28 protein-coding genes and 1 rRNA gene are annotated in these 18824 nt (G+C 43.5%); 5 read left to right on the plus strand and 24 right to left on the minus strand.

Annotated features, from left to right (window positions below):
* Positions 1-149: 149 nt before the first annotated feature.
* Positions 150-263, plus strand: a 5S ribosomal RNA gene (gene rrf / locus LP107_RS02290).
* A gap of 265 nt (positions 264-528) precedes the next feature.
* Here rrf and LP107_RS02295 read toward each other — a convergent pair.
* The 4 genes from LP107_RS02295 to LP107_RS02310 all read right to left on the minus strand — a co-directional run bounded on the left by LP107_RS02295 (position 529) and on the right by LP107_RS02310 (position 3372).
* Positions 529-753, minus strand: a complete 225-nt coding sequence (locus LP107_RS02295) for a DUF2190 family protein (protein ID WP_078274935.1) — start codon at positions 751-753, stop codon at positions 529-531.
* A 58-nt stretch (positions 754-811) separates the two neighbouring features.
* The gene (locus LP107_RS02300) at positions 812-2641 is read right to left on the minus strand and encodes a hypothetical protein (protein WP_078274936.1); all 1830 of its coding nucleotides are present in this window, start codon (positions 2639-2641) and stop codon (positions 812-814) included.
* A complete protein-coding gene (locus tag LP107_RS02305; protein WP_112741799.1) occupies positions 2629-2949 on the minus strand; it encodes a hypothetical protein in 321 nt (106 codons plus the stop codon). The genes LP107_RS02300 and LP107_RS02305 overlap by 13 nt, the downstream gene beginning before the upstream one ends.
* A gap of 75 nt (positions 2950-3024) precedes the next feature.
* Entirely contained in the window at positions 3025-3372 is a 348-nt protein-coding gene (locus tag LP107_RS02310; protein ID WP_078274950.1) for a hypothetical protein, read from the minus strand.
* A gap of 22 nt (positions 3373-3394) precedes the next feature.
* On the opposite strand from LP107_RS02310, the gene LP107_RS02315 reads away from it, so the two are divergent.
* Entirely contained in the window at positions 3395-3583 is a 189-nt protein-coding gene (locus LP107_RS02315) for a hypothetical protein (RefSeq protein ID WP_078274951.1), read from the plus strand.
* On the opposite strand, the gene LP107_RS02320 is transcribed toward LP107_RS02315, so the two are convergent.
* The 12 genes from LP107_RS02320 to LP107_RS02375 all read right to left on the minus strand — a co-directional run bounded on the left by LP107_RS02320 (position 3564) and on the right by LP107_RS02375 (position 10122).
* Entirely contained in the window at positions 3564-3755 is a 192-nt protein-coding gene (locus tag LP107_RS02320; RefSeq protein WP_078274952.1) for a hypothetical protein, read from the minus strand. The genes LP107_RS02315 and LP107_RS02320 overlap by 20 nt on opposite strands.
* A gap of 2 nt (positions 3756-3757) precedes the next feature.
* A complete protein-coding gene (locus LP107_RS02325) occupies positions 3758-4087 on the minus strand; it encodes a hypothetical protein (RefSeq protein ID WP_078274953.1) in 330 nt (109 codons plus the stop codon).
* Positions 4088-4092: 5 nt separating this feature from the next.
* On the minus strand, positions 4093-5433 hold the full coding sequence (locus tag LP107_RS02330) for a phage minor head protein (RefSeq protein ID WP_158079697.1): 1341 nt from the start codon (positions 5431-5433) through the stop codon (positions 4093-4095).
* Between the two features lies 1 nt (position 5434).
* Positions 5435-6457 carry a phage portal protein family protein gene (locus LP107_RS02335; RefSeq protein WP_112741800.1) on the minus strand — a complete coding sequence of 341 codons (1023 nt, stop codon included), beginning with the start codon at positions 6455-6457 and terminating at the stop codon, positions 5435-5437.
* On the minus strand, positions 6454-6738 hold the full coding sequence (locus tag LP107_RS02340; protein WP_079326756.1) for a hypothetical protein: 285 nt from the start codon (positions 6736-6738) through the stop codon (positions 6454-6456). Before LP107_RS02340 ends, LP107_RS02335 begins: the two co-directional genes overlap by 4 nt.
* On the minus strand, positions 6735-6956 hold the full coding sequence (locus tag LP107_RS02345) for a TraR/DksA C4-type zinc finger protein (protein WP_079326755.1): 222 nt from the start codon (positions 6954-6956) through the stop codon (positions 6735-6737). Before LP107_RS02345 ends, LP107_RS02340 begins: the two co-directional genes overlap by 4 nt.
* On the minus strand, positions 6953-7225 hold the full coding sequence (locus tag LP107_RS02350) for a DUF7940 domain-containing protein (protein ID WP_112741801.1): 273 nt from the start codon (positions 7223-7225) through the stop codon (positions 6953-6955). The genes LP107_RS02345 and LP107_RS02350 overlap by 4 nt, the downstream gene beginning before the upstream one ends.
* 9 nt (positions 7226-7234) lie before the next feature.
* Positions 7235-7732, minus strand: coding sequence for a D-Ala-D-Ala carboxypeptidase family metallohydrolase (locus LP107_RS02355; protein ID WP_112741802.1), 498 nt, complete (start codon positions 7730-7732; stop codon positions 7235-7237).
* Positions 7733-7813: 81 nt separating this feature from the next.
* Positions 7814-8026, minus strand: coding sequence for a helix-turn-helix domain-containing protein (locus LP107_RS02360; RefSeq protein ID WP_112741803.1), 213 nt, complete (start codon positions 8024-8026; stop codon positions 7814-7816).
* Positions 8027-8068: 42 nt separating this feature from the next.
* Entirely contained in the window at positions 8069-8290 is a 222-nt protein-coding gene (locus LP107_RS02365; protein ID WP_036387886.1) for a hypothetical protein, read from the minus strand.
* A gap of 195 nt (positions 8291-8485) precedes the next feature.
* The gene (locus LP107_RS02370) at positions 8486-9853 is read right to left on the minus strand and encodes a DDE-type integrase/transposase/recombinase (protein WP_162860340.1); all 1368 of its coding nucleotides are present in this window, start codon (positions 9851-9853) and stop codon (positions 8486-8488) included.
* A 29-nt stretch (positions 9854-9882) separates the two neighbouring features.
* Positions 9883-10122 (minus strand): helix-turn-helix domain-containing protein, encoded by a 240-nt coding sequence (locus LP107_RS02375; protein ID WP_112741805.1) that lies wholly within the window; start codon positions 10120-10122, stop codon positions 9883-9885.
* A gap of 228 nt (positions 10123-10350) precedes the next feature.
* Here LP107_RS02375 and LP107_RS02380 point away from each other — a divergent pair, with 228 nt between their 5' ends.
* A complete protein-coding gene (locus tag LP107_RS02380) occupies positions 10351-11019 on the plus strand; it encodes an XRE family transcriptional regulator (RefSeq protein ID WP_112741806.1) in 669 nt (222 codons plus the stop codon).
* 408 nt (positions 11020-11427) lie between these two features.
* Here LP107_RS02380 and LP107_RS14410 read toward each other — a convergent pair whose 3' ends face one another.
* From LP107_RS14410 to thrS, 7 genes are all read right to left on the minus strand, one after another.
* Positions 11428-11625, minus strand: a complete 198-nt coding sequence (locus tag LP107_RS14410) for a transposase (RefSeq protein ID WP_420029493.1) — start codon at positions 11623-11625, stop codon at positions 11428-11430.
* The gene (locus tag LP107_RS14415; RefSeq protein WP_420029494.1) at positions 11589-11972 is read right to left on the minus strand and encodes a transposase; all 384 of its coding nucleotides are present in this window, start codon (positions 11970-11972) and stop codon (positions 11589-11591) included. The genes LP107_RS14410 and LP107_RS14415 overlap by 37 nt, the downstream gene beginning before the upstream one ends.
* A gap of 200 nt (positions 11973-12172) precedes the next feature.
* Positions 12173-12442, minus strand: coding sequence for an SH3 domain-containing protein (locus tag LP107_RS02390; protein ID WP_078275179.1), 270 nt, complete (start codon positions 12440-12442; stop codon positions 12173-12175).
* A 12-nt stretch (positions 12443-12454) separates the two neighbouring features.
* Positions 12455-12808, minus strand: coding sequence for a hypothetical protein (locus tag LP107_RS02395; protein ID WP_078275178.1), 354 nt, complete (start codon positions 12806-12808; stop codon positions 12455-12457).
* A 71-nt stretch (positions 12809-12879) separates the two neighbouring features.
* Complete coding sequence (locus LP107_RS02400; protein WP_078275177.1) at positions 12880-13269, minus strand: hypothetical protein; 390 nt, start codon at positions 13267-13269, stop codon at positions 12880-12882.
* A 203-nt stretch (positions 13270-13472) separates the two neighbouring features.
* Positions 13473-14339: a hypothetical protein gene (locus LP107_RS02405; protein WP_112741807.1), complete on the minus strand. Its 867-nt coding sequence runs from the start codon at positions 14337-14339 to the stop codon at positions 13473-13475.
* A gap of 72 nt (positions 14340-14411) precedes the next feature.
* Positions 14412-16340, minus strand: coding sequence for a threonine--tRNA ligase (gene thrS, locus LP107_RS02410; RefSeq protein WP_112741808.1), 1929 nt, complete (start codon positions 16338-16340; stop codon positions 14412-14414).
* A gap of 579 nt (positions 16341-16919) precedes the next feature.
* On the opposite strand from thrS, the gene LP107_RS02415 reads away from it, so the two are divergent.
* Together LP107_RS02415 and LP107_RS02420 are read left to right on the plus strand one after the other, a co-directional pair.
* Positions 16920-17492, plus strand: a complete 573-nt coding sequence (locus LP107_RS02415; protein WP_322873928.1) for a DUF1152 domain-containing protein — start codon at positions 16920-16922, stop codon at positions 17490-17492.
* A gap of 21 nt (positions 17493-17513) precedes the next feature.
* A complete protein-coding gene (locus LP107_RS02420) occupies positions 17514-17993 on the plus strand; it encodes a putative molybdenum carrier protein (protein ID WP_078275172.1) in 480 nt (159 codons plus the stop codon).
* A 51-nt stretch (positions 17994-18044) separates the two neighbouring features.
* Here LP107_RS02420 and LP107_RS02425 read toward each other — a convergent pair whose 3' ends face one another.
* Entirely contained in the window at positions 18045-18815 is a 771-nt protein-coding gene (locus LP107_RS02425) for a 3'-5' exonuclease (protein WP_078275171.1), read from the minus strand.
* Between the last annotated feature and the right edge of the window lie 9 nt (positions 18816-18824).

An 18824-nucleotide genomic window follows, 5' to 3' on the forward strand; every position in this document is an offset into this window, starting at 1 on the left:
GGTTTAGTATGAGATAAGTGTAAAGATTTTACCTAACAAGCTTGAATCAATCTTGAATAACTTAACTTAAAAAGTTAAAACTTTAAAAATTAAATTTAAAGTAAAAAATAAAACAACAGACTCATAAGCAGCGTTGTTAATCCTTTTACGCTGACGACAATAGCAAGATGGAACCACCTGATCCCTTCCCGAACTCAGAAGTGAAACGTCTTAGCGCCGATGGTAGTGTGGTTTGCCCATGCGAGAGTAGGTCATCGTCAGCACCTTATTTAGCCCTCTCTGTCATTGATAGAGGGGGTTTTGGTTTTTAAAATCCTTGAATTTGTGTATACCATGTCGAACATTCACAACAATCTCACCCACTGACAAACAAAAGCCAAAGCCACTGTACCTTGATAACACACCAGTAGCTTATCATACCTGTAAAATCGCAAAAATATCTGCATAAAATCGCAAAAATTTCTGCATAAAGAAAACTCAATTATGCAGATATTTTTATCACAGTATGCAGATATTAATCTAACAAACTTACACCCCAAACTCCCCTCGCTCCCCCTGCGGAGCTTGCCCTGTGATTTCATGAGTCTGTCGGTCATAATAGACCATATCGCCCACCTCTGCCTGTCCGTTTAGCACGACAAACACCCCACCGAGTGTCTGCCCGACCACCACGCCTTGCCCCTTTTGACCTGTGATTTGTGCCACGCCTTTGGGTGTGGCAAAGAGCTTGCTAAATGTTTGATATAAATTCATTTTTTTTGCCTTTGAATTATTGACTTTTTAGAGCATTAATGTATAATATAATCGGCTATTAATTTCCCATATACCTATCAAGCCCTACCACCTGCCAAATGGTCGGCACGCCATTTTCCACCTTGACCTGCACCTCAACACTGACCACCACTGCCTTATAACCGCCGTCATCGTTGATTTGCCAAACATCGCCCACCACCGCAAGGGGCAAGCCGTATTTATCCGCCCAACGTGTCGTTACCGTCATGTCCATGTGCGTGCCTGATTCTGACAGTATTTGCACGCCTTTGGCAATGGTGGCGATTTGGTCGGTCAATAGCTCGTCAGACTGTGTGGGTGCCTCTGTCATGCGTGCCGACTGTCTGCGATAGACGTTATCAAGACGGCTTGTACTGGTCAGCCACACATTATCATAAAGAGGACTTACTCTTTGTTGCTCACTGATGCTTTTTACAGGGTCAAGAGCAAGGATTAAAGCAGGTTCAGCCGTGGCAAGCTTCCACGCAGGCACTTTGTAGCGAGGTTTAATGACAAGGCTTGGCTCGTGCGGATGCGAATACACAAACGCCCCACACGCCTCTGCCACATCATGTATTACCCCCATCGGGGTTTTGTCGGTACTATATACCCCTTTTTTAATCAGCCAATCAGGGGCTTGATATTCTGCCGTCATGCCTGTATTTACCATCGCACTCATGATAAGCTGACTGGCGTAGAGGGCTTGATTTAACCCGCCTTGTTTATTTGTCGCATAGTCTGCTGACAGGCGAGCGGTAACACTTCGTCCTGATAACGTGTAGCTGTGATTGACAAATGAGCGGTTTTTGCTAAGCTCCTCAGCAATGATGACAAAGCGGTGGTTGTTAATGACCACGCTAATCATCGGCTCATTACCACGGCTGCCTAGCTTGTCTTTGATTTTATCAAAGTCTTTGGTGGGGATTTCAATTTGTCCTTGCCAACAAAAGCTGTCCATGTCGGTCTTAATGCTAAATGACAAGGGATTGACATTGACCCCACCGATGGTTGCAGTGATGGTATTATGCACGATATAAGCTCCTAAATTGGGGGTGGCAGTCGGTGGTAAGTCATGCCAACAAATAAGCGGTAGGGGCAAGGCACCCGCAGGGTGCTCGCCTCGTTTGCGTCTTAAAGCCAGTGGCAGGCGGTCAGATGGTGGTCTGATACGACAATACGAGACGGGCTTGTCAGGCTCAGGCTCTGGCACAGGATAATAACGACATGGCACAGGAGTGCTGTGGGTTATCGTGTGTGTGCTAGGGCGAGCAATCAGCGTACTGCCTGCTTGGTGGGTGTTATCGCCAAATAGTCCTGCCACGTCTGATAAATTGCCCTGCGTACCGCCCTGCAAATAGCCCTTAGCCCCATATTTGACAAGATTACAACTAAACAGTCCCACACCATCGCTCACGCTGATGTGATGAGCGTGGTGAAGTGCCATGAGAGCTTGCCATGTGTGCTGATAGACACTGCCAATCAGATAAGGCGTACCCATAGCACTATCTGCCCCACTAGCAACAGGGGCAAAATGACGAGTAGACATATCACGCCCATAAGCCATTGTTAGCGTATCACCATACACCACACTATACGCCCGTGCCACCTCATCACTTGCTATACTCACTTGTCTGCCCATATTCACGCCCTGTGGGTCAGATATTAGGCTATCAAACTCTGCCATGACAGGGTTTTGTCTTTTTGGGGTTGGGTCAGTGGGCTTAGGTGTTGGGTCAATCGGTGTTGGCAAGACCACATCCAGCGTGCTTAACTTACGATTTAGGGTAAGCGGTAAGCGGTCGGACGGTGGTCTGTCGCTTATCCGCCGTGTCAGTGGCAAGGGCAATTTATCACGGGTCAGGTCTGCCATGACTGCCACAGTTCCATTTGCTCGGCTTGGGTTTTGTCGCTCATGGGGGTTACATAATCCCAAGTGGCAGGTTCGTAACGCTCCACCCCATCGGATGGGGGCAGGTCTCGTGCCATGATGAGATACTGCTGATTTGGGTCAAGATTGTTAATCAGATAATGCCCGTTGTCAAGACTGTAAAAGCGTGAATGCACCGACAAATCCATATTAAACACCACCATTTCACGGCGGGCAGGGACACCGCCCACTGTTACAATACCGTCATTATCCCCTGCGATGTAGCCCACATTAGGTAGGGCAAGAGCCACAGTAGGGGCGATAAGATGACGGGGTTCAGGGATGTTGTTTAAAGCACCCTAAAAGAGCGTTTAAACTTGTTTAAATCAAGGGTTACAGCCGATTTTGACAGAGTAAAAAGGGCTTGATTTCGCCAAAAATGGCGGTTTGGCGGTAGGTATAGACAGCCCAAAAAGACAGGCACGCCCCATAAGCGATTTTAAGGGGATTTTTGGCGTGATAAAATTGACGTGGTGCAATGGGTGCAAAAATTTTATTCTAACAAATTTAAAGGGGTTACAGCAAAATTTAAACGCTATCTTTGGGGCAGGTTTTGGCGGTGGGGTCAAAAAATCATAAAAAAACCCCAATTTGGGGGCAGGTTCAAAGTAGGGCTTTGGATTCACCCCTGTGCTATAATAAAAAACGCCCCATGTGTCAGATAGGGCGGTCATTGCAAAGAACAACGGAGAACTTATGTCAAATCATCCAGACACCAACGAAACCAACGAGAACATCGCCTTGGAGCTTACCAAGCTCATTATCAATAACCCACAATCACAAAACAATCTAAGACTCACCAAAGAGCTAAAAGATAATCCAAAAGATTGTATTGTTACGATATATCTTGATGTTTTGGGGGTGCTTAACGCTCATAAAGTCTAAAATCATCTTGGTTATCTAGCATTTTAAACAAACTTTCATTACTGGGTACATAGCCTGTCGTTAGGCAGTCGGCAATGATTTTGGCTTGTTTGAATGCTAGATGCAGACTACCAATATCGCCATTATAAATGCTCAAAAAAATCTGCTTTATTAACTCTTTTTCTATATTCATCATTACACCTTTTTAAAACGTGGGTCGGCTTGCATTTTTTGCAAAATCTCTGGCATGAAAGGTTTTAGGTCTTGATTGTCAGATTTTTGGATAAGTCCATAAGCCTGCATAAAAATATCGCTAGGCAGGTCATTTAACGATTGACTTTCTGCAATATTCCACCACAACTGATAATCTACCCCCCACTCATTGTCGCCTTGTTTTGCCATACTGTTTGAGATAGGGTCAAGCAACAAGTCAAATAAAAACTTACCAGAGCGGTCATCTAAATCTATCGCAAGGTTTTCTGTCTTATCCGAGTGGTTATATTCGTTAATGTATAACATTGTCATGATGATTACTCCACAACAAACACAATCTGTTTTTGTTTTTCTTTGGGTAATGATAGCACATAAGCGATGATTTTTGTAGCAATTCTTGCATCTGCTTTGCGTAAATCCATTGGTACAATATCCGCCTTCAATAAATGTTCATCTATCGTGTCTTTAACCCTATCCCAAGCATCAGCATGGCGTTTTTTCTTGCTTTCAAAAATTTGGTAAGCCATTTCTTTTGCTTGCGTGTTGTCAAAGGCAAATAAAAAATCAATCGTTACCCAGTCTTTGGGTTCGCTGTCTTTGGCAATTACGGCATAGTCTGCGGATTTTGGCGTGCCTGTTTTTTCATTTGATAACATGACTTTGTGAATATTAGGGTTAAATCGCACCAGCTCTACATCAAACTTTTGTTGCCATTCATCTGCCACCATGCCTTCAAAAGGTCGTGTACTGCCATTTAGCTCTTGTTCAAGTCTTAATTTTTCAGACTCACGATAGACAATGCCACCAAAATCTGCTGTTTGTACAAACCCTGTCTGTGTTGCATAGCTTACCATAAATGATTTTAGGGTAGTTTGTGCATCAAGCCCAAACGCCAAACCATGCTTCTCCTCCGCCAACTTCAACAGAGCTGTCAGCCTATCATGATTATGATTAAAGCTAAAATGCACGCCCTTTGGCACGGTCATCATCTCGCCTGTTAGGGGGTGTTTGACCTCTTCCATTTCAATGTCATAGACGATGCCTTTTTCGGCTTGTTCATTTAGGATTTTTTCGGCACGGGTTTTGGTAAGCTGTTTGACCCAGCATTTGCACCCAAAGTCATTGGGGGGCATGATACTTGCCCAAATGGGGTCGTCCACAGGGCGTACCATGTCATAAAATTGCCTATGGTTGTCTCGCTTATTTACCGATACACTTGGCATATATTGCAAATAAGGCAACAACTCCTTGGTACGCTGTATGCGTTCCCATTGTCCGCCTGCATAGGCGGTGGCTTTGTTAGTATGGTAGATTGTCCGCAAGCGATGACCTAGGTGTTTTTGATAATCTCTAAACGTCTCTTTGTCATCGTCCACGTTGTCATTTTTAAAAGTCGGGGCAAGCCAGCCCTTTGCCATAAGGTACGGTCTAAGCTGTTTTTTAAAATCGGCAAAACTGGTGCCGTTCTCTATCGCCTGCTTCATCGCCTTGTGGACTTCGGTTAGCATGTCCTTATCAGCGATACGAGCCACGGTAAAGGCTAAGGCGTGTTCATACGCTTTTAATTCTGCATGGTGCTGAGCAGTCAGTAGGGCTTTACCACCAAAGCTGGCAATGGCTTCTTTGTTTGGCAGTCGCTCATGGTTAATCTCTGGCATGCTATACCCCCATTTGCCCATCGGCATGGGCCTTGCCTGTCAAGCCGTCCACATAAGCTGTTAAGTTTTGTCTGGCAAGCTCATCTACAAAGTCATCATCAGTCAAATCAAGGTTTGCCAGTCTTTTTTGAAACGTTGCAAAGTCGTCCACGTCTCTAACCAATGCCAGCACCTTTTCGGCTTTATCATTGGCAATCTTAATCTGCTTATCACTCAACGACTCATCATCGTCATGGTTATGGCTTGTATCATCATGTGTATCTGATAACAGCATGGATAACGGCATATTCTGTGGCTCGGTGGCAGGGCTAGGCTCTACAATCTTAAAGTGATGTTCTTCAAAGCCCACCACGTCTTTGTAATAATCAGACGTTAAAACTATCGTCCCTGTGTCCAGATACAGCTTATCTCGCTCGGCTCGCATCTTATCCACCGCTTTCTCGTTTTTCCAGTCAAACCACACCTGCCCACCCGACACAAGGGGCGTGCCGTAGTGGGCATTGACCGCCATCATGGCGTTTAGGGCGTGATTTATCGCCTCTTTGGCAAGTTCTAAGTACGAGCCGATACGGTCAATGCGGGTTTTGTCGTCTGTCTCTTGGGATGCACGGCTACCGCTAGATAACTCTGACGTTTTAACACGTCCTAATAGAAGCTTTTGGATACGGCTGTTTGCCATACGCTCTGCCATTTCAAAAGCCGAACCGTCCGCACTTAGCTGATGGATGTTAATGTCATCATCTACCCCAATGCCAGTTGCCCCGCCATTGATAAACTCAAACAGTCTAGCGGTAAAGCTCTCAATCATGCTAAATCCGCCTTGCTTACCCACGACATACGGCTGAGCATAGCGTTTGATAAACTGCCCCAAAAACGCCCAATTTTTACCCCGTAGCAATACGGATGGATACGCCTTGATAATCATCATCTGCCCCATGGGACGGGCAGGACTGGCTCTGTGGGTTAGCACCAAGTTTTTGACGGCGGTATTTATTGGTTCATCATGCCCATTATCATCGCTCATTTGTCCGCCTTTTTGTCTAGTTTATGCCCCAGCTCTTTGACATCGGCTTTTAGGTCGCTAAGGCTGTCTAAGATACGCTGATTGTCAATGTGGGCGTCGCTTTTTGATTGGTAATTTCGGTACATCTCGGCACGCAAATCACTGACTTCTGATTTTAAGGTGCTAATTTGTAGCCGATTTTCGTCTTGGCTTGATGACAACGTGGCAACCCACCGCCAAAAAATCGCTTGGACAATGGTCGCCACAATGCTAATCGTCAAGACAACATAAGTATCACTCATCGTCTGCCTCCTGTCTCATGTGTCCGCTCATGCGTCCACTGACAGCCAACACACCGCACGGCATGGGGCAGGGCTTGCTTTCGCACCTTGCCGATTGGCTCGCCACAGTCTATGCACTCGGTGATGTCATTGGGCGTGGCGTGGCGTTGGGCGTGCTTGATTTGTATGGCTAAGATTTGCTCGGATTGGGCGGTGGCACGGTCGATTAGGTCGGTCATGGCACACCTCCTGTCTCATCTTGGTCATCTGCTTGGGTGCGATACTCTCGCCCATGTCCGTCTCTGCTTGGCTTACTTTGACTGACAAACCGCAGTATCAGACCACACGCCGCCACGACTGCGGTGAGTTTGTCCTGCATGATGGGCGGTAGCATGCTCGTTAGCTCAGGCGGTAGGGGCGTGGTCGCCAAAAACACAATCAGCATAAACGCCCATGTGCTAAACCACTGCCAACCCTTACGCCAGTTTGCGACAAGTTGTAGTTTCATGCTTGACCCCTAGTGCAAACCCTGCAAATACACAGTTCTGCCGCCGCGCTTGACCGCCGTCAGTACCTGACCACGCTGCCCCCCGTTAGGGCTTTTATAGCCAAGATGAATCCATGAGCCTGCACTGTCAGGGAATTCTAGAATAATCTGGTCAAATTTAATATTTCTTGCAGTCAGTTCCGCCACCAAAAACTTAGCAATTTTTCGGGTATTGCCAAAACGTGGGGCGATAAAATCAATCGCTAACCCATATTTATGAGCTGAGTTTTTCGCCCCTCCGATACGATTGTTTAGTCGCTCTGAGCGGTAGCCACTGCTAACAAGCACGGGGGCGTTTAGTAGCTCTCGTACAGGTTGCCAAAGGTTTTTGGCAGACGCTTTTAGATTTTGCAGGGCGATGTCATGAGGCGTGTTGTTGATGTTCTCGCGCACAGCGGTGTTTGAGCGGGTAAGTTCGGCTAGGCTAAAATGCTCTGTGATATAGCCAGCAGGTAGGTTATTTGACATAAAAATCCCCTTAAAGTTGGTTTAAGGGGATTTTAAAGGGTGTTTAAAATGGCGGTAAGATGACGGGGTTCAGGGGTTATTTTATTGACTGGCAAGGCACTCAATGGCAAACTGCACCGCATAAGGGGCTTTTTGATAAGTGGTATTGTCCGTAAATGTCAAATAACTTCTCATCATGCGTGGGCTAACCCCCACAAGCTCGGCAACGGCTTTTTGGGTCAAGCCTGTTTTGGCGATAAGCTCACGCAAATAGTCAGGGTCGGGATTATAAGACGTTTGGGCGTTGGGTTTCATTGGATTGTCCTTGTAAAATAACCCCTAATTGGGGCTATTGGGTTATTTGGTAAGTAGGTAGGTAATGATGGGGCTTGCAATGGCTGCGATTAAGGCGATGACGGCAATAACTATGCCTATGGCGGGATAATACCGTGTTTCCTTTTGAATCTTGTAGGTTTCAGCTCTTAACTTTTCTGCCTCAACTCTCATTTTTTCAGTTTCTAGCTTAATGCGTTCTAGCTCTGCCATTTTGATTTCTCGGTTAAGGGTTGGGTTGTTCATGGTCGCTCCTTAGCGTTTTGCCCCAGCAGGATTGCTTGGCTTATGTGGTGTATTATAGGCGATTATCGCCTATTTGTCAAATAAAAATGGTAAATTTTTATCAAAAAAACACCCTCACATAGCCCTCAGGGGCGGTTTGGGTGTTTGGGGTTGGGTTAGTCATAACATTCTCCATGGGTTGATGGGTTGGGGTGGTTAAATAAAACGTATCAAAGCAATGATAAGATGTATCACGTGTAGCACGATAAAGAATAACAGCCAGTTTGCTTGTCTGTCTTGGCGTGGGCGTAGGTGTTGGGTGCTTTTATCGCCACTTTTGCCTGTATAACTGGCAAAACTTTGGGCAATCATTTTCGGCACATCTTTCATAAACCGCTCAATAATGCCACGCCCTTGCGGATTACCAGGAATACCTGTTTTGTGCGTAACCCCCATTCTCGGCAAAATGCCTGTTACTTCATTATCAAGCATTTCATTAAACTCCCCCGAGCCGTTATCACTAAAATAGATTTTATTAAATCCATATTCCTGCCAGCCCATGCGTAGAGCGTCCAGTACCGCAAAGCCACTTTCACTAAATGACAACGACCAACCCACGATAAAACGAGACGGAGCGTCCATAATGACGGTAAGCTCAGGTGTGATGACCGTTTTGCCGTCTGGGTGCTTGACTTTGAGTTTAAGGCTATGGCCATCGCCCACCCACACATCGTTGTTCATAAACCAGTCAGCGTTCCAGTCTCTCTTAACATAAGGCAAAATCTTTTTGTACTCCGACCCTGTCAGCCGTCCACGCTCTCGCTCAGCAAGTGGCACTTTACTAAGTGCGTTTCTTACCTGTGCAAGGCTAGGCACATTCTCATGCCCCACCTTTTGGGCGTATTGCACGGCAAAGATACGGTAGGCGACCGACACCGACAAGCCGTTGGGGTTGCGATACACCGCCAAAAAATCCAAAATCCAACCAATACTAAGCACGCTCATCACAGGGCGACCCTGTTTGGCAGGGGCAAGATGATGCAGTCTTTGCGTTGGTGTGCTTGCCTTTTTGTGTTCAAGTAGCCAACCATGCAGTTGTCGCTTACCCACACCCACGCCACCCACACGACTGGCTTTGGCGTTTTGGCACACCTCGTTATAGTCAAGCCCATTTTGGATAGGCAAGGCATTTTGTTTGGACATCTTGCTGACCCAGTCCAGAGCCTTATCTTGCGTGCCAAGCTCTTCTATATACTGCTCCACGAGCAAGCACATCAGTAGGCGATTGTCCACACGTTCACGGTCTTTATCATCAAGCTCGCCAAACTCTCGCTCACGCTTGACCACCGCCACCGCCTTAGATTTAGACGCTTTCATCAGCTCTGCCGTTTGGCGAGCTTTGATTTCTGCTTGCACCTTTTTAGGCAAACCGTCAAAGGCATATTCAAGACCACCGCCTTTGCCTTGGCGTTTTTGATTGGCGACATCATTTTTTTTCAAAAAATTGATGACATTTGATTTGGATTTTGGTAGACTATCTAACTGTAAATCCGTTAGTTCTTGTGCTGAATACCATTTTTTCATACTTTTAACCATTTTTCTGATTGATGATATTACGCATAACGACTGGGCCAGATTTCCTCAGGGGCAACGCCTATTGCCTGTGCGATAATCTGTTCCGCTTTCGGATATTTACGATACAAGGCATTGCGTAGATTGTTACGGCTGTAACCGTGCTTCTCTGACAATGCCGACAGATTTGTGCCTGCCTTTTTAAGGCTCGCCACAATATCAGCCTGATGCCAATCCTCACGAGTAGGTTGGCAAATTTTTTGGTTTGTGTTTGTGTGCATTCAGTTACTCCAATTATTAACCATTTTTACTTACTGAATGCATACATTATAACTGTTTTACTTGTACAAGTAAACTGTTTTATATACCAAAATACTTAAATTTTTGGTCTTATTTACAAGAATAATTGTAAATAATTGATTTTCATATGGTTTTATCAAACTGTTTTACAACAATAAAAATTGTTAAAATAAAACAGTTTGAACCAATAAACTGTTTTATGGTTGCTCATGAAAAGAACTCAGATTGGTGAACGTTTAAGAAGTGCCAGAGAACAGGCTGGCTTTTCAAGGGACTCCGCTTGTGTCAAAATCGGAGTAAGCAGAACCACACTTCAACAATGGGAAAATGGGGCGACAGAAGCGTCCATTGAAGCCCTAGGTAAGCTTGCCAAGCTATACAAAACAAGTCCTCAGTTCCTTATCTTTGGTGAAATCACATCGCCACTGATTGACAGTAATAGCGATGAAGAGTACGAAGACGTACTGGTCTATGACGTGCTTGCCAGTGCAGGTGTGGGTAGTGCGGTGTTTGAAGAGAATGTCTCGTGTCGCTTGAAGTTCCCGTCTTGGTGGTTCACTGAACGTCGGCTCTCACCTGCCAAGGTAGTGGGGCTATACACCAAGGGGGACAGCATGGAGCCGACCATTCCTGATAACTCCCTGCTACTGCTTGACCGCTCACAGACCCACATCTCAGACGGTAAGATATATGTTGTTCGGGCTGATGATGAGCTGTATGTCAAGCGTATCAAGCGTATCATTGGCGGTGGCATAGAGCTTATCAGCGACAACCCCGACTACAAAACACGAGAGCTGGACAAGTCTAGACTATCCAATCAAGGCTTCTTTGAAGTCATGGGGCAGGTCGTCCACATCGGCATAGACTTACCCCGCTAGCCCTGCTACACCCACAAAAAAGCGACCCATTTAAGGTCGCTTTCAAAATTGTTTAAACATCGTTTAAACGCCTATCAAATATGCACATATTTTTATCATTTTTCTATCATTTTTGATTGTTTTTTCTCATTTTGGATTTGGGCTTTTATCTGCATAATTAGCTTGCTTGTCTTGCCCTAGCCCTTGCCATCATTGGTCTTGGCTCGCCAGTCTCTTCTATACTCACTTATGCAGATTTAATCAGTACCCCATATACCTTGTAGCAACTGCTCTAAATCTTTTGCATGTTTCAAAGGCATTTTCCACTAGGTGTCTTAGTTTATACAAGTAGTCATCTATTGGGTTTCGGTTTTTACTTTTGCTATTACTGCGTTTTGATATGTTGGGTGTTGTATTGGTTTGTTTAATTTACCCCCTTAGCTCATCACAGTCGTAGCCAATATCCGCACTTAATGCTTCTGTATGCTTTGATAAAACTTGTTTGTTTTGCTCTATAAGCTGTGGAGCAACCTTAACATCATGAACTTGTCCACCTGTGATGAGAAAATCAATAGGGTTACCGCAAGCATCTACCACAAGATGAATCTTTGTGGTGTTACCACCCACACTTTTACCAATGCCTTGTTCTGTCTTGTTAGCAACATTACAAGCATGTTGATATGGGCTTTGATGTAACTACCATCTATAAACACCCACTCAGTATCAGCTTCTTTGGATAGGCATTGAAACAATTTCATGAGCTTACCCAGCTTATACCAACGCACAAAGGTTTTGTAAATGGTGTTGTGGCAACCAAAACATTTGGGTGGGTCTCTCCAAGGTATGCCTGTACGAATGCGAAACAAAATGCCTTCTACGGTTAATCTAAGATTGTGCTTGTTGTAGATACCAAGTTGTAGTAGAATAATTTTTAACTTGTGCCATTGTTCATTTGTGAGTAAGGTGCGAGCCATGACGATTTTGGTGCTTTGTTTGGGTTAGAGCTTGCATTGTACCAAAATCGTTTTTTGTTTTGTTAATAAAGTTCAGCATGCTCTAGTAAAGTTCAACATGCTCTAGTTCTGATGGGTATTGTGCCAAATATGATTTACCTGTTATTTGGTAATACGGATTTAAAAAAATCCACTCAATTTCTTGAATGGATTTTTAAAAATCAATAACAACTGATAAATTCCCGGTATACCCATCCGATATATTTACTGGTTTTGGCGTTAAACACCATTATCCAAGGGCGACCTTTGTCGTCATAGGCATATTCACTAACATAAACGGTTGTATTATTTTTGATTTTACCAATAATTTTGCCGTTTGGTGTGGCTCGTACATTGAGCGGTGTGCCTGTTGGGTCGGTTACTTTGCAGGTTTGAGCGTGGGCAGATATGCTAGCAAAGCTTAATATTAGAGCAAATGCTAATTTTTTCATATAAACTGCTGGTTAATAAGCACAAAATTCAATATTTGCCCAACCTGCATCATTATAAGGGATAATCTTGATTTTATGCACGCCTTTGACTTTGGTGGTAAAATCAAGCTCCGCACCGTCTGCATAGGTAGTGCGACCTTTTGGGTCTATGATTTTAATATCCTCAACATCACGAGCGTTTTCTCTAATAGTAACATAAATGGTTTGGTTGGCTTTGGTATTTAAAGTAAAAGTTCGGTTTGTATAATCCCTCTCAAAGCTACCACAATGGCTACCTTTGGTAAAGGAGATGGGATTGTTCTTGGCAAAACTTTGCCCACTCACCACCATAAACGCACAGAAGGCTAAAACTTTAAATGTTTTCATAAAATATCCTTAGTATTAACATGGGTTGTAGAAATTATATCCTAAAAAACCAGAAAAACAATTTTTTAAAATCAATAAGCACAAAATTCAAGTTCGGCATAAGTATGGCTGTCGTGCGGTATGTCAAATCCAATCGTATATTTTCCCTTGCTTGCAATATGATATTTCCATTGCGATTGGTTGGTGTCGTATTTTTGACTATATACTTTGCTATAATCATATTCAACGCCACTACCTTTGCTGTTGGTAAGGTAGGGTTTTGCAATGCCTGCAATTAAATTAATGGTAAATTTTTGATTTTTGTTTAAATAAATATGCAGGTCGCTACGAGTATCAATTTGATAGATGGCACAATAATCGCCCTTTTTAAATTTGATTTCTATGTCTGTGGGTGGTTTGGCAAAACTTTGCCCGCTTATTGCCATTAGCCCACACAATAATACAGCTTTTAAACTTTTCATAAATATTCCTTAAAAAACATTCTTATTATCATAACAAATCTGCAAAAAATACAAGCCTTTTATGAACTTCTTAACCCCCTCCAAGAGCGACCGCTTGGTGGAGGCGGAAGGGTTGGTTAAATTTATGGCAGATGATTTTAGTGGGCCGATGAAGTTGTAGATTAAAAAATACATTATGCACACCTTATTAGTCAATATCCAAATCAAGATTTTATTTTATTCAAAAAATTTGGTTTATTTTTCTTGATTGGTATGTGATTTTCTTCATAGTCTTCTTTAATTGTATCAATACATTGTTGTAAAAAATTTACAGATTTCTTCGAAACATCAATTTCATTACCAATCATTTGATTAAGTAAATTAAAATCCTGTGCAGTTGGTTTTGCGTAATCTTGAAATTCTTGCCAAATATGATTAACTTTGCTCATTTTTAAAAAAGCATTGATCATATCCATATCATTATAAGAAATCCAATCTTGATACAAATCACTATTTTTCCAAAATCTTGCAGGTAATACAGTTGCTATTCCTTGACGAGTATCGCTAATTAAAATTGGGAAATAGCCTATTGATAAAACTCCATTGGGCAAATGCGGTCGCCAAATAAACATTGTGGTTGTTACCAATTCTTTTTCGGTCAAAACTTTTGGCACACGAGAAAATAATTGTGTACGCTCATTGGTAATATGTTCAGCATATTTTTTTAATTCGGGGTCATCAGGTGTAGTGTGTTTTAAGCTGAATAGTTGGTGAGCGATTTGTGATAATTCATCAATGCTGGTTTGACCGTTAATGTCATAAACGATTTCAGCAGGGCAAGAATGTGTATTATCATCAGAAAACAACATTCTATTGGCTTGGACAATATGTGCCATCACAATTCTACCATTTTTATACAAATATGATAAATGATTGAGCTGTTCTAAATAGGCAGAATATTCTAAACCTTGCATCCAACTTGGGGGAATGATTTGCAGATAAGCCAATTCTTGTTGTGATAATTGGTTGAGATGGTTTTTTAAATCAATATTGGTAATCATTGCGTTTAATTGAGTGAAATTGTCAGACATCAGTGAGCACCTTAAAAATTAGAGTGACAAAAGCAAAACAAGCCCTAAAATTTTGGAGCTTGTTTTTTGGTATTATTCCGCTTTCACTTCAACCCTACCTTTTTTATCAATCGCTGTATCCAGCACTTTGACAAACTCATCTAGGCTCATACTACCCAAGTTTTCACCTTCACGGGTGCGGACATTGATCGTGCCACTTTCCACTTCTTTATCGCCCAAAACGAGCATAAAGGGAATGCGTTCTAGGGTGCGTTCACGGATTTTAAAGCCGATTTTTTCGTTACGCAAATCGCTAATGGCTCTAAACCCTTGATTTTGCAAGGCTTTTACGGTGCTTTCTACTGCGTCCGCTTGTTTGTCGGTGATGTTCATTACCACGACTTGCTGGGGAGCAAGCCACGCAGGGAACCAACCTGCATAATGCTCAATCAAGATACCGATAAATCTCTCAAACGACCCCAAAATCGCACGGTGGAGCATCACAGGACGCACTCTCTCGCCGTGTTCATCAATGTATTCTGCCCCCAATCGTTCAGGTAAGTTAAAATCCAGTTGTAGCGTACCACATTGCCACACGCGCCCCAAGCAGTCTTTTAAGCTAAATTCAATCTTGGGACCATAAAACGCCCCTTCGCCTGCTTGTAGCTCCCACGCAAGCCCTGCGGTGTCCAAAGCGTCCGCTAGGGCTTTTTCGGCATCGTCCCACAGCTCGTCTGCACCGACTCGTTTTTCGGGGCGGGTGGAGAGTTTCATTTGCACTTCGTCAAAGCCAAAATCTTTATAAACTTGAAGGGTGAGCTTAATAAAGGCTTGGGCTTCGTTTCGGATTTGTTCGTGCGAGCAGAAAATATGGGCGTCGTCCTGCACAAAGCCACGCACCCGCATGATGCCGTGTAGACTGCCTGACGGTTCGTTACGGTGGCACGAGCCAAATTCGGCAAGGCGTAGGGGTAAATCACGATAGGACTTTAAGCCTTGATTAAAGACCTGCACGTGGCAAGGGCAGTTCATTGGCTTGACGGCATAGTCCCGCTTTTCTGACGATGTGGTAAACATCATATCGCCATAATTTTCCCAATGTCCTGACTTTTCCCATAGGCTTCTGTCCACAACTTGTGGTGTTTTGATTTCAAGATAGCCGTTGTCTTTTTGGACTTTACGCATATATTGTTCAAGCACTTGCCACACCGTCCAGCCATTGGGGTGCCAAAACACCATTCCAGGGGCTTCTTCTTGCAAATGAAACAGATTTAGGGCTTTGCCGATTTTGCGGTGGTCGCGTTTTTCGGCTTCTTCTATGCGTTTGATGTAGGCTTGCAGTTCTTTTTTGTCCGCCCACGCTGTGCCATAAATGCGTTGTAATTGCTCGTTTTTGGCGTCTCCTCGCCAGTATGCACCGCTCATTTTGGTGAGTTTGAACGCCTTTAAAAAGCGAGTGTTTGGTACATGAGGTCCACGACACATGTCGATGTATTCTTGATGATAATATAGACCCATTTGTGTTTCGTCTGGCATGTCATCAATTAGGCGTAATTTATAGTCTTCGCCACGATTTTTAAATATTTCGATGACTTCATCTCTTGGCGTCATTTTTTTGATGACATCGTAATCTTGATTGATGAGCTTGGTCATTCGCTCTTCAATCATTGCCATGTCGTCTTGAGTAAAGGGTTTTTCGCTATAAATATCATAATAAAATCCGTCATCAATCACAGGTCCGATGACCATTTTGACCTCTGGAAATAACTGTTTGACGGCATGTCCTAAAAGGTGGGCGCACGAATGGCGGATAATCTCCACGCCTGCATCGTCTTTTGGGGTGATGATTTGCACGCTTGCATCGGCGTTAATGGGGTCGCAGGCGTCCACAAGTTTGCCATTGACAATGCCTGCCACACACGCTTTGGCAAGTCCTGCACCGATGCTTTGGGCGATTTCCATCACGGTGGTGGCACCGTCAAATTGCTTAACATCGCCATTGGGAAGTGTGATTGCGACCATAGTAGTTCTCCTAAATTTGGCGTTGGCAGTGATATTTGCTACAATCAAATATTTGACCGCTACCAGTGGATTTAAAAAAATAAAGTAAAAGCACATACGAAGTGCTTTGGGTAAAGGGGGTTATTATAGCAGGTTTTTGGGGGTGGGGGAAGTGGTAAACGGTGGGGGTTTGGGGTATAATATTTTGACAGTTAATAAATTAGAATTGATTATGCAACTCCCCTTTTTTTCAAAAAATCCCACAAGGACAACGCTATTTATTGGCAGGGTGTGGCGGTGGTTATGACATTGTTACCGCCATTCCTTTGTATTTTTATTTGAAAAGTTTGGGCAAAGAAGTGATTTTGGCGAATTTGTCTTTTACTGATTTGGAAAATTCAACTTGTGAAATGATAGTGCCCTATTGTTATTTAATTGATGATAATGTCAAAAAGTTGGAGTATTTTCCTGAAAAATTATTATATGATTGGTTAAAAATACAAGGATATTCCAATTATTTACGCATTTAAAAACAGAATGGGCGTGCAACCCTTACGGCAAATTTATCAGCATTTAAAAGACAAACACTAGATTGATACTTTGGTATTGGCGGACGGTGGGACGGACAGCCTAATGTTTGGAGATGAATTTGGTGTGGTAACCATTGTAGAGGATAGTTTGTCCATTTTGGCAAGTGCCAAAGCAGGATTTGACAAGGCGTATTTAATGGTGGTGGGATTTGGCGTAGAAAAATTTCACGGTTTAGACCATTATCCGTGTTTGCAAAATATCGCCAATTTAACCAAAAAAGGAGCATATTTGGGAGCGTTTTCTTTAATGCCAGAGATGAATGAAGGTCAAAAGTATTTGGACTTTTTAACTTATGCTAATAATAATGCACCCAAACAAAGCATTGTTAATAATTCTATTGTAAATGCAATGCGTGGTAAATTTGGCGATTATCATTCTTTGGAACATACCAAAGGCTCAGAACAATTTATTAACCCTTTAATGCCTTTGTATTGGCATTTTGAATTGTCCGCCATTGCCAAAGAAATTGTATTTGCCGATAATGTGGAAATTTTCCAAACTTTAAAAGAATTTTATGATAATTATCAACTATATCGTAGAATAAATGGGTGTAGGCAAGGATTAAGAGAATTGCCGATTTAACTCAATAAGGAGAGAATAAAAATGACCTTCCCCAAAATTATCAGTGGCGGACAAACGGGCGTGGATAGGGGTGCGTTGGACGCAGCCTTAAACAAAGGCGTGGCGTGCGGTGAACATTACCCCGAAGACAGACGAGCCGAAGATGGTGTGATTGATGACAAATACCCACTCACGCCCCTAGCGGGAGCAGGCTATCGCAAACGCACCCGCCAAAATGCAATAGACAGCGATGCGACCGTGATTATTTATCATACACAAATTGTGCCAAAAGGCGGAACAGAATTGACCTTAAAAACTAGTATCAGCCAAAACAAACCTTATTTGCTCATTGATATGAATGTGTTTTCGGTGGAAATTGCGTCTGATTATATTCTTGATTTTATTAAAAAATATCAAATTGAATGCTTAAATTTTGGCGGACCTCGTGGTTCTGGCGTGCCAAGCATCCAAGCCTTTACACAAATGGTGGTAGAACGGGCGATTGAGAAGTGGGCGGACTAAACAGGGATTTATTTATACCCACCAAACAAAACCATTCCAACCGCCCCAATCCTACCGCCATGCCTCCAAAAATTCAGCGTGTCGTACCGTCTCACCGTCTTTTATTTGTGATAATTTGTCGTGGGTGAGTTTTTCATAATTTGCCATGACATCAGGGCTAAATTTACCCGTTAGAAGTTGCCAGCGTAGGTAAATGAGCCATGTGTTTAGCACGTCCGATTCGCAGTAGGTGGTCAGCTTGTCCCACTGTCCTGCTTTGACCATCGGCACGACTTGCGAGCCATCAATACCACCCTTGCCAGCAAAACCACACAGACTGGCAATGGTGTCTAGCTTTTGTTTGTTGCCATAATTACCCAGTGATAATTTATCCATCAAATCAATGTGGGCGTCGCCATATTTATACAGATAATTGGGCGACTGGCTGTTAAAGAGCGTGGGAGCGGTCAGCCTATGATGCAAGGCACGATAGAGCATGACAGGCAAGTCAAACCCTGCCCCATTCCATGACACGAGCGTGGGGGCAGGTTTTTGATTAAATGCCCTAAAAAAGGTCGTCAAAATCTCCGCCTCACTCATCTGGTGTAGGCTTAGCGATTTTAGGCTAAATTTATCCTCACTGACCCACAAAAAGGACAAACAGGCGATTTTATGCAAAGGCAGGCGCATAAAGGCATTACCCGCTTCTGCTTCCCTGATGGCGGTCAGAGCCGTCTGGGCGTCATCATCAGACAGCGTGGCAATCTCAGGGTAGAGCAGTCGCCCTGTATCAAGGTCAGGTATGGTCTCAATATCAAAAATGAGAATTGGTGCGGTAGGCATGACTTTTTT

Origin of the sequence: Moraxella bovis (assembly GCF_025985205.1) — a bacterium.
Lineage (GTDB): Bacteria > Pseudomonadota > Gammaproteobacteria > Pseudomonadales > Moraxellaceae > Moraxella > Moraxella bovis.

Bases quoted from the DNA above. Each gene is read 5' to 3' on its own strand.
- LP107_RS02295 (WP_078274935.1), bottom strand. From the start codon at position 753: ATGAATTTATATCAAACATTTAGCAAGCTCTTTGCCACACCCAAAGGC.
- LP107_RS02300 (WP_078274936.1), bottom strand. From the start codon at position 2,641: ATGGCAGACCTGACCCGTGATAAATTGCCCTTGCCACTGACACGGCGG.
- LP107_RS02310 (WP_078274950.1), bottom strand. From the start codon at position 3,372: ATGACCGCCCTATCTGACACATGGGGCGTTTTTTATTATAGCACAGGG.
- LP107_RS02315 (WP_078274951.1), top strand. From the start codon at position 3,395: ATGTCAAATCATCCAGACACCAACGAAACCAACGAGAACATCGCCTTG.
- LP107_RS02320 (WP_078274952.1), bottom strand. From the start codon at position 3,755: ATGAATATAGAAAAAGAGTTAATAAAGCAGATTTTTTTGAGCATTTAT.
- LP107_RS02325 (WP_078274953.1), bottom strand. From the start codon at position 4,087: ATGACAATGTTATACATTAACGAATATAACCACTCGGATAAGACAGAA.
- LP107_RS02330 (WP_158079697.1), bottom strand. From the start codon at position 5,433: ATGCCAGAGATTAACCATGAGCGACTGCCAAACAAAGAAGCCATTGCC.
- LP107_RS02335 (WP_112741800.1), bottom strand. From the start codon at position 6,457: ATGAGCGATGATAATGGGCATGATGAACCAATAAATACCGCCGTCAAA.
- LP107_RS02340 (WP_079326756.1), bottom strand. From the start codon at position 6,738: ATGAGTGATACTTATGTTGTCTTGACGATTAGCATTGTGGCGACCATT.
- LP107_RS02345 (WP_079326755.1), bottom strand. From the start codon at position 6,956: ATGACCGACCTAATCGACCGTGCCACCGCCCAATCCGAGCAAATCTTA.
- LP107_RS02350 (WP_112741801.1), bottom strand. From the start codon at position 7,225: ATGAAACTACAACTTGTCGCAAACTGGCGTAAGGGTTGGCAGTGGTTT.
- LP107_RS02355 (WP_112741802.1), bottom strand. From the start codon at position 7,732: ATGTCAAATAACCTACCTGCTGGCTATATCACAGAGCATTTTAGCCTA.
- LP107_RS02360 (WP_112741803.1), bottom strand. From the start codon at position 8,026: ATGAAACCCAACGCCCAAACGTCTTATAATCCCGACCCTGACTATTTG.
- LP107_RS02365 (WP_036387886.1), bottom strand. From the start codon at position 8,290: ATGAACAACCCAACCCTTAACCGAGAAATCAAAATGGCAGAGCTAGAA.
- LP107_RS02370 (WP_162860340.1), bottom strand. From the start codon at position 9,853: ATGAAAAAATGGTATTCAGCACAAGAACTAACGGATTTACAGTTAGAT.
- LP107_RS02375 (WP_112741805.1), bottom strand. From the start codon at position 10,122: ATGCACACAAACACAAACCAAAAAATTTGCCAACCTACTCGTGAGGAT.
- LP107_RS02380 (WP_112741806.1), top strand. From the start codon at position 10,351: ATGAAAAGAACTCAGATTGGTGAACGTTTAAGAAGTGCCAGAGAACAG.
- LP107_RS14415 (WP_420029494.1), bottom strand. From the start codon at position 11,972: ATGGCTCGCACCTTACTCACAAATGAACAATGGCACAAGTTAAAAATT.
- LP107_RS02390 (WP_078275179.1), bottom strand. From the start codon at position 12,442: ATGAAAAAATTAGCATTTGCTCTAATATTAAGCTTTGCTAGCATATCT.
- LP107_RS02395 (WP_078275178.1), bottom strand. From the start codon at position 12,808: ATGAAAACATTTAAAGTTTTAGCCTTCTGTGCGTTTATGGTGGTGAGT.
- LP107_RS02400 (WP_078275177.1), bottom strand. From the start codon at position 13,269: ATGAAAAGTTTAAAAGCTGTATTATTGTGTGGGCTAATGGCAATAAGC.
- LP107_RS02405 (WP_112741807.1), bottom strand. From the start codon at position 14,339: ATGTCTGACAATTTCACTCAATTAAACGCAATGATTACCAATATTGAT.
- thrS (WP_112741808.1), bottom strand. From the start codon at position 16,340: ATGGTCGCAATCACACTTCCCAATGGCGATGTTAAGCAATTTGACGGT.
- LP107_RS02420 (WP_078275172.1), top strand. From the start codon at position 17,514: ATGACCTTCCCCAAAATTATCAGTGGCGGACAAACGGGCGTGGATAGG.
- LP107_RS02425 (WP_078275171.1), bottom strand. From the start codon at position 18,815: ATGCCTACCGCACCAATTCTCATTTTTGATATTGAGACCATACCTGAC.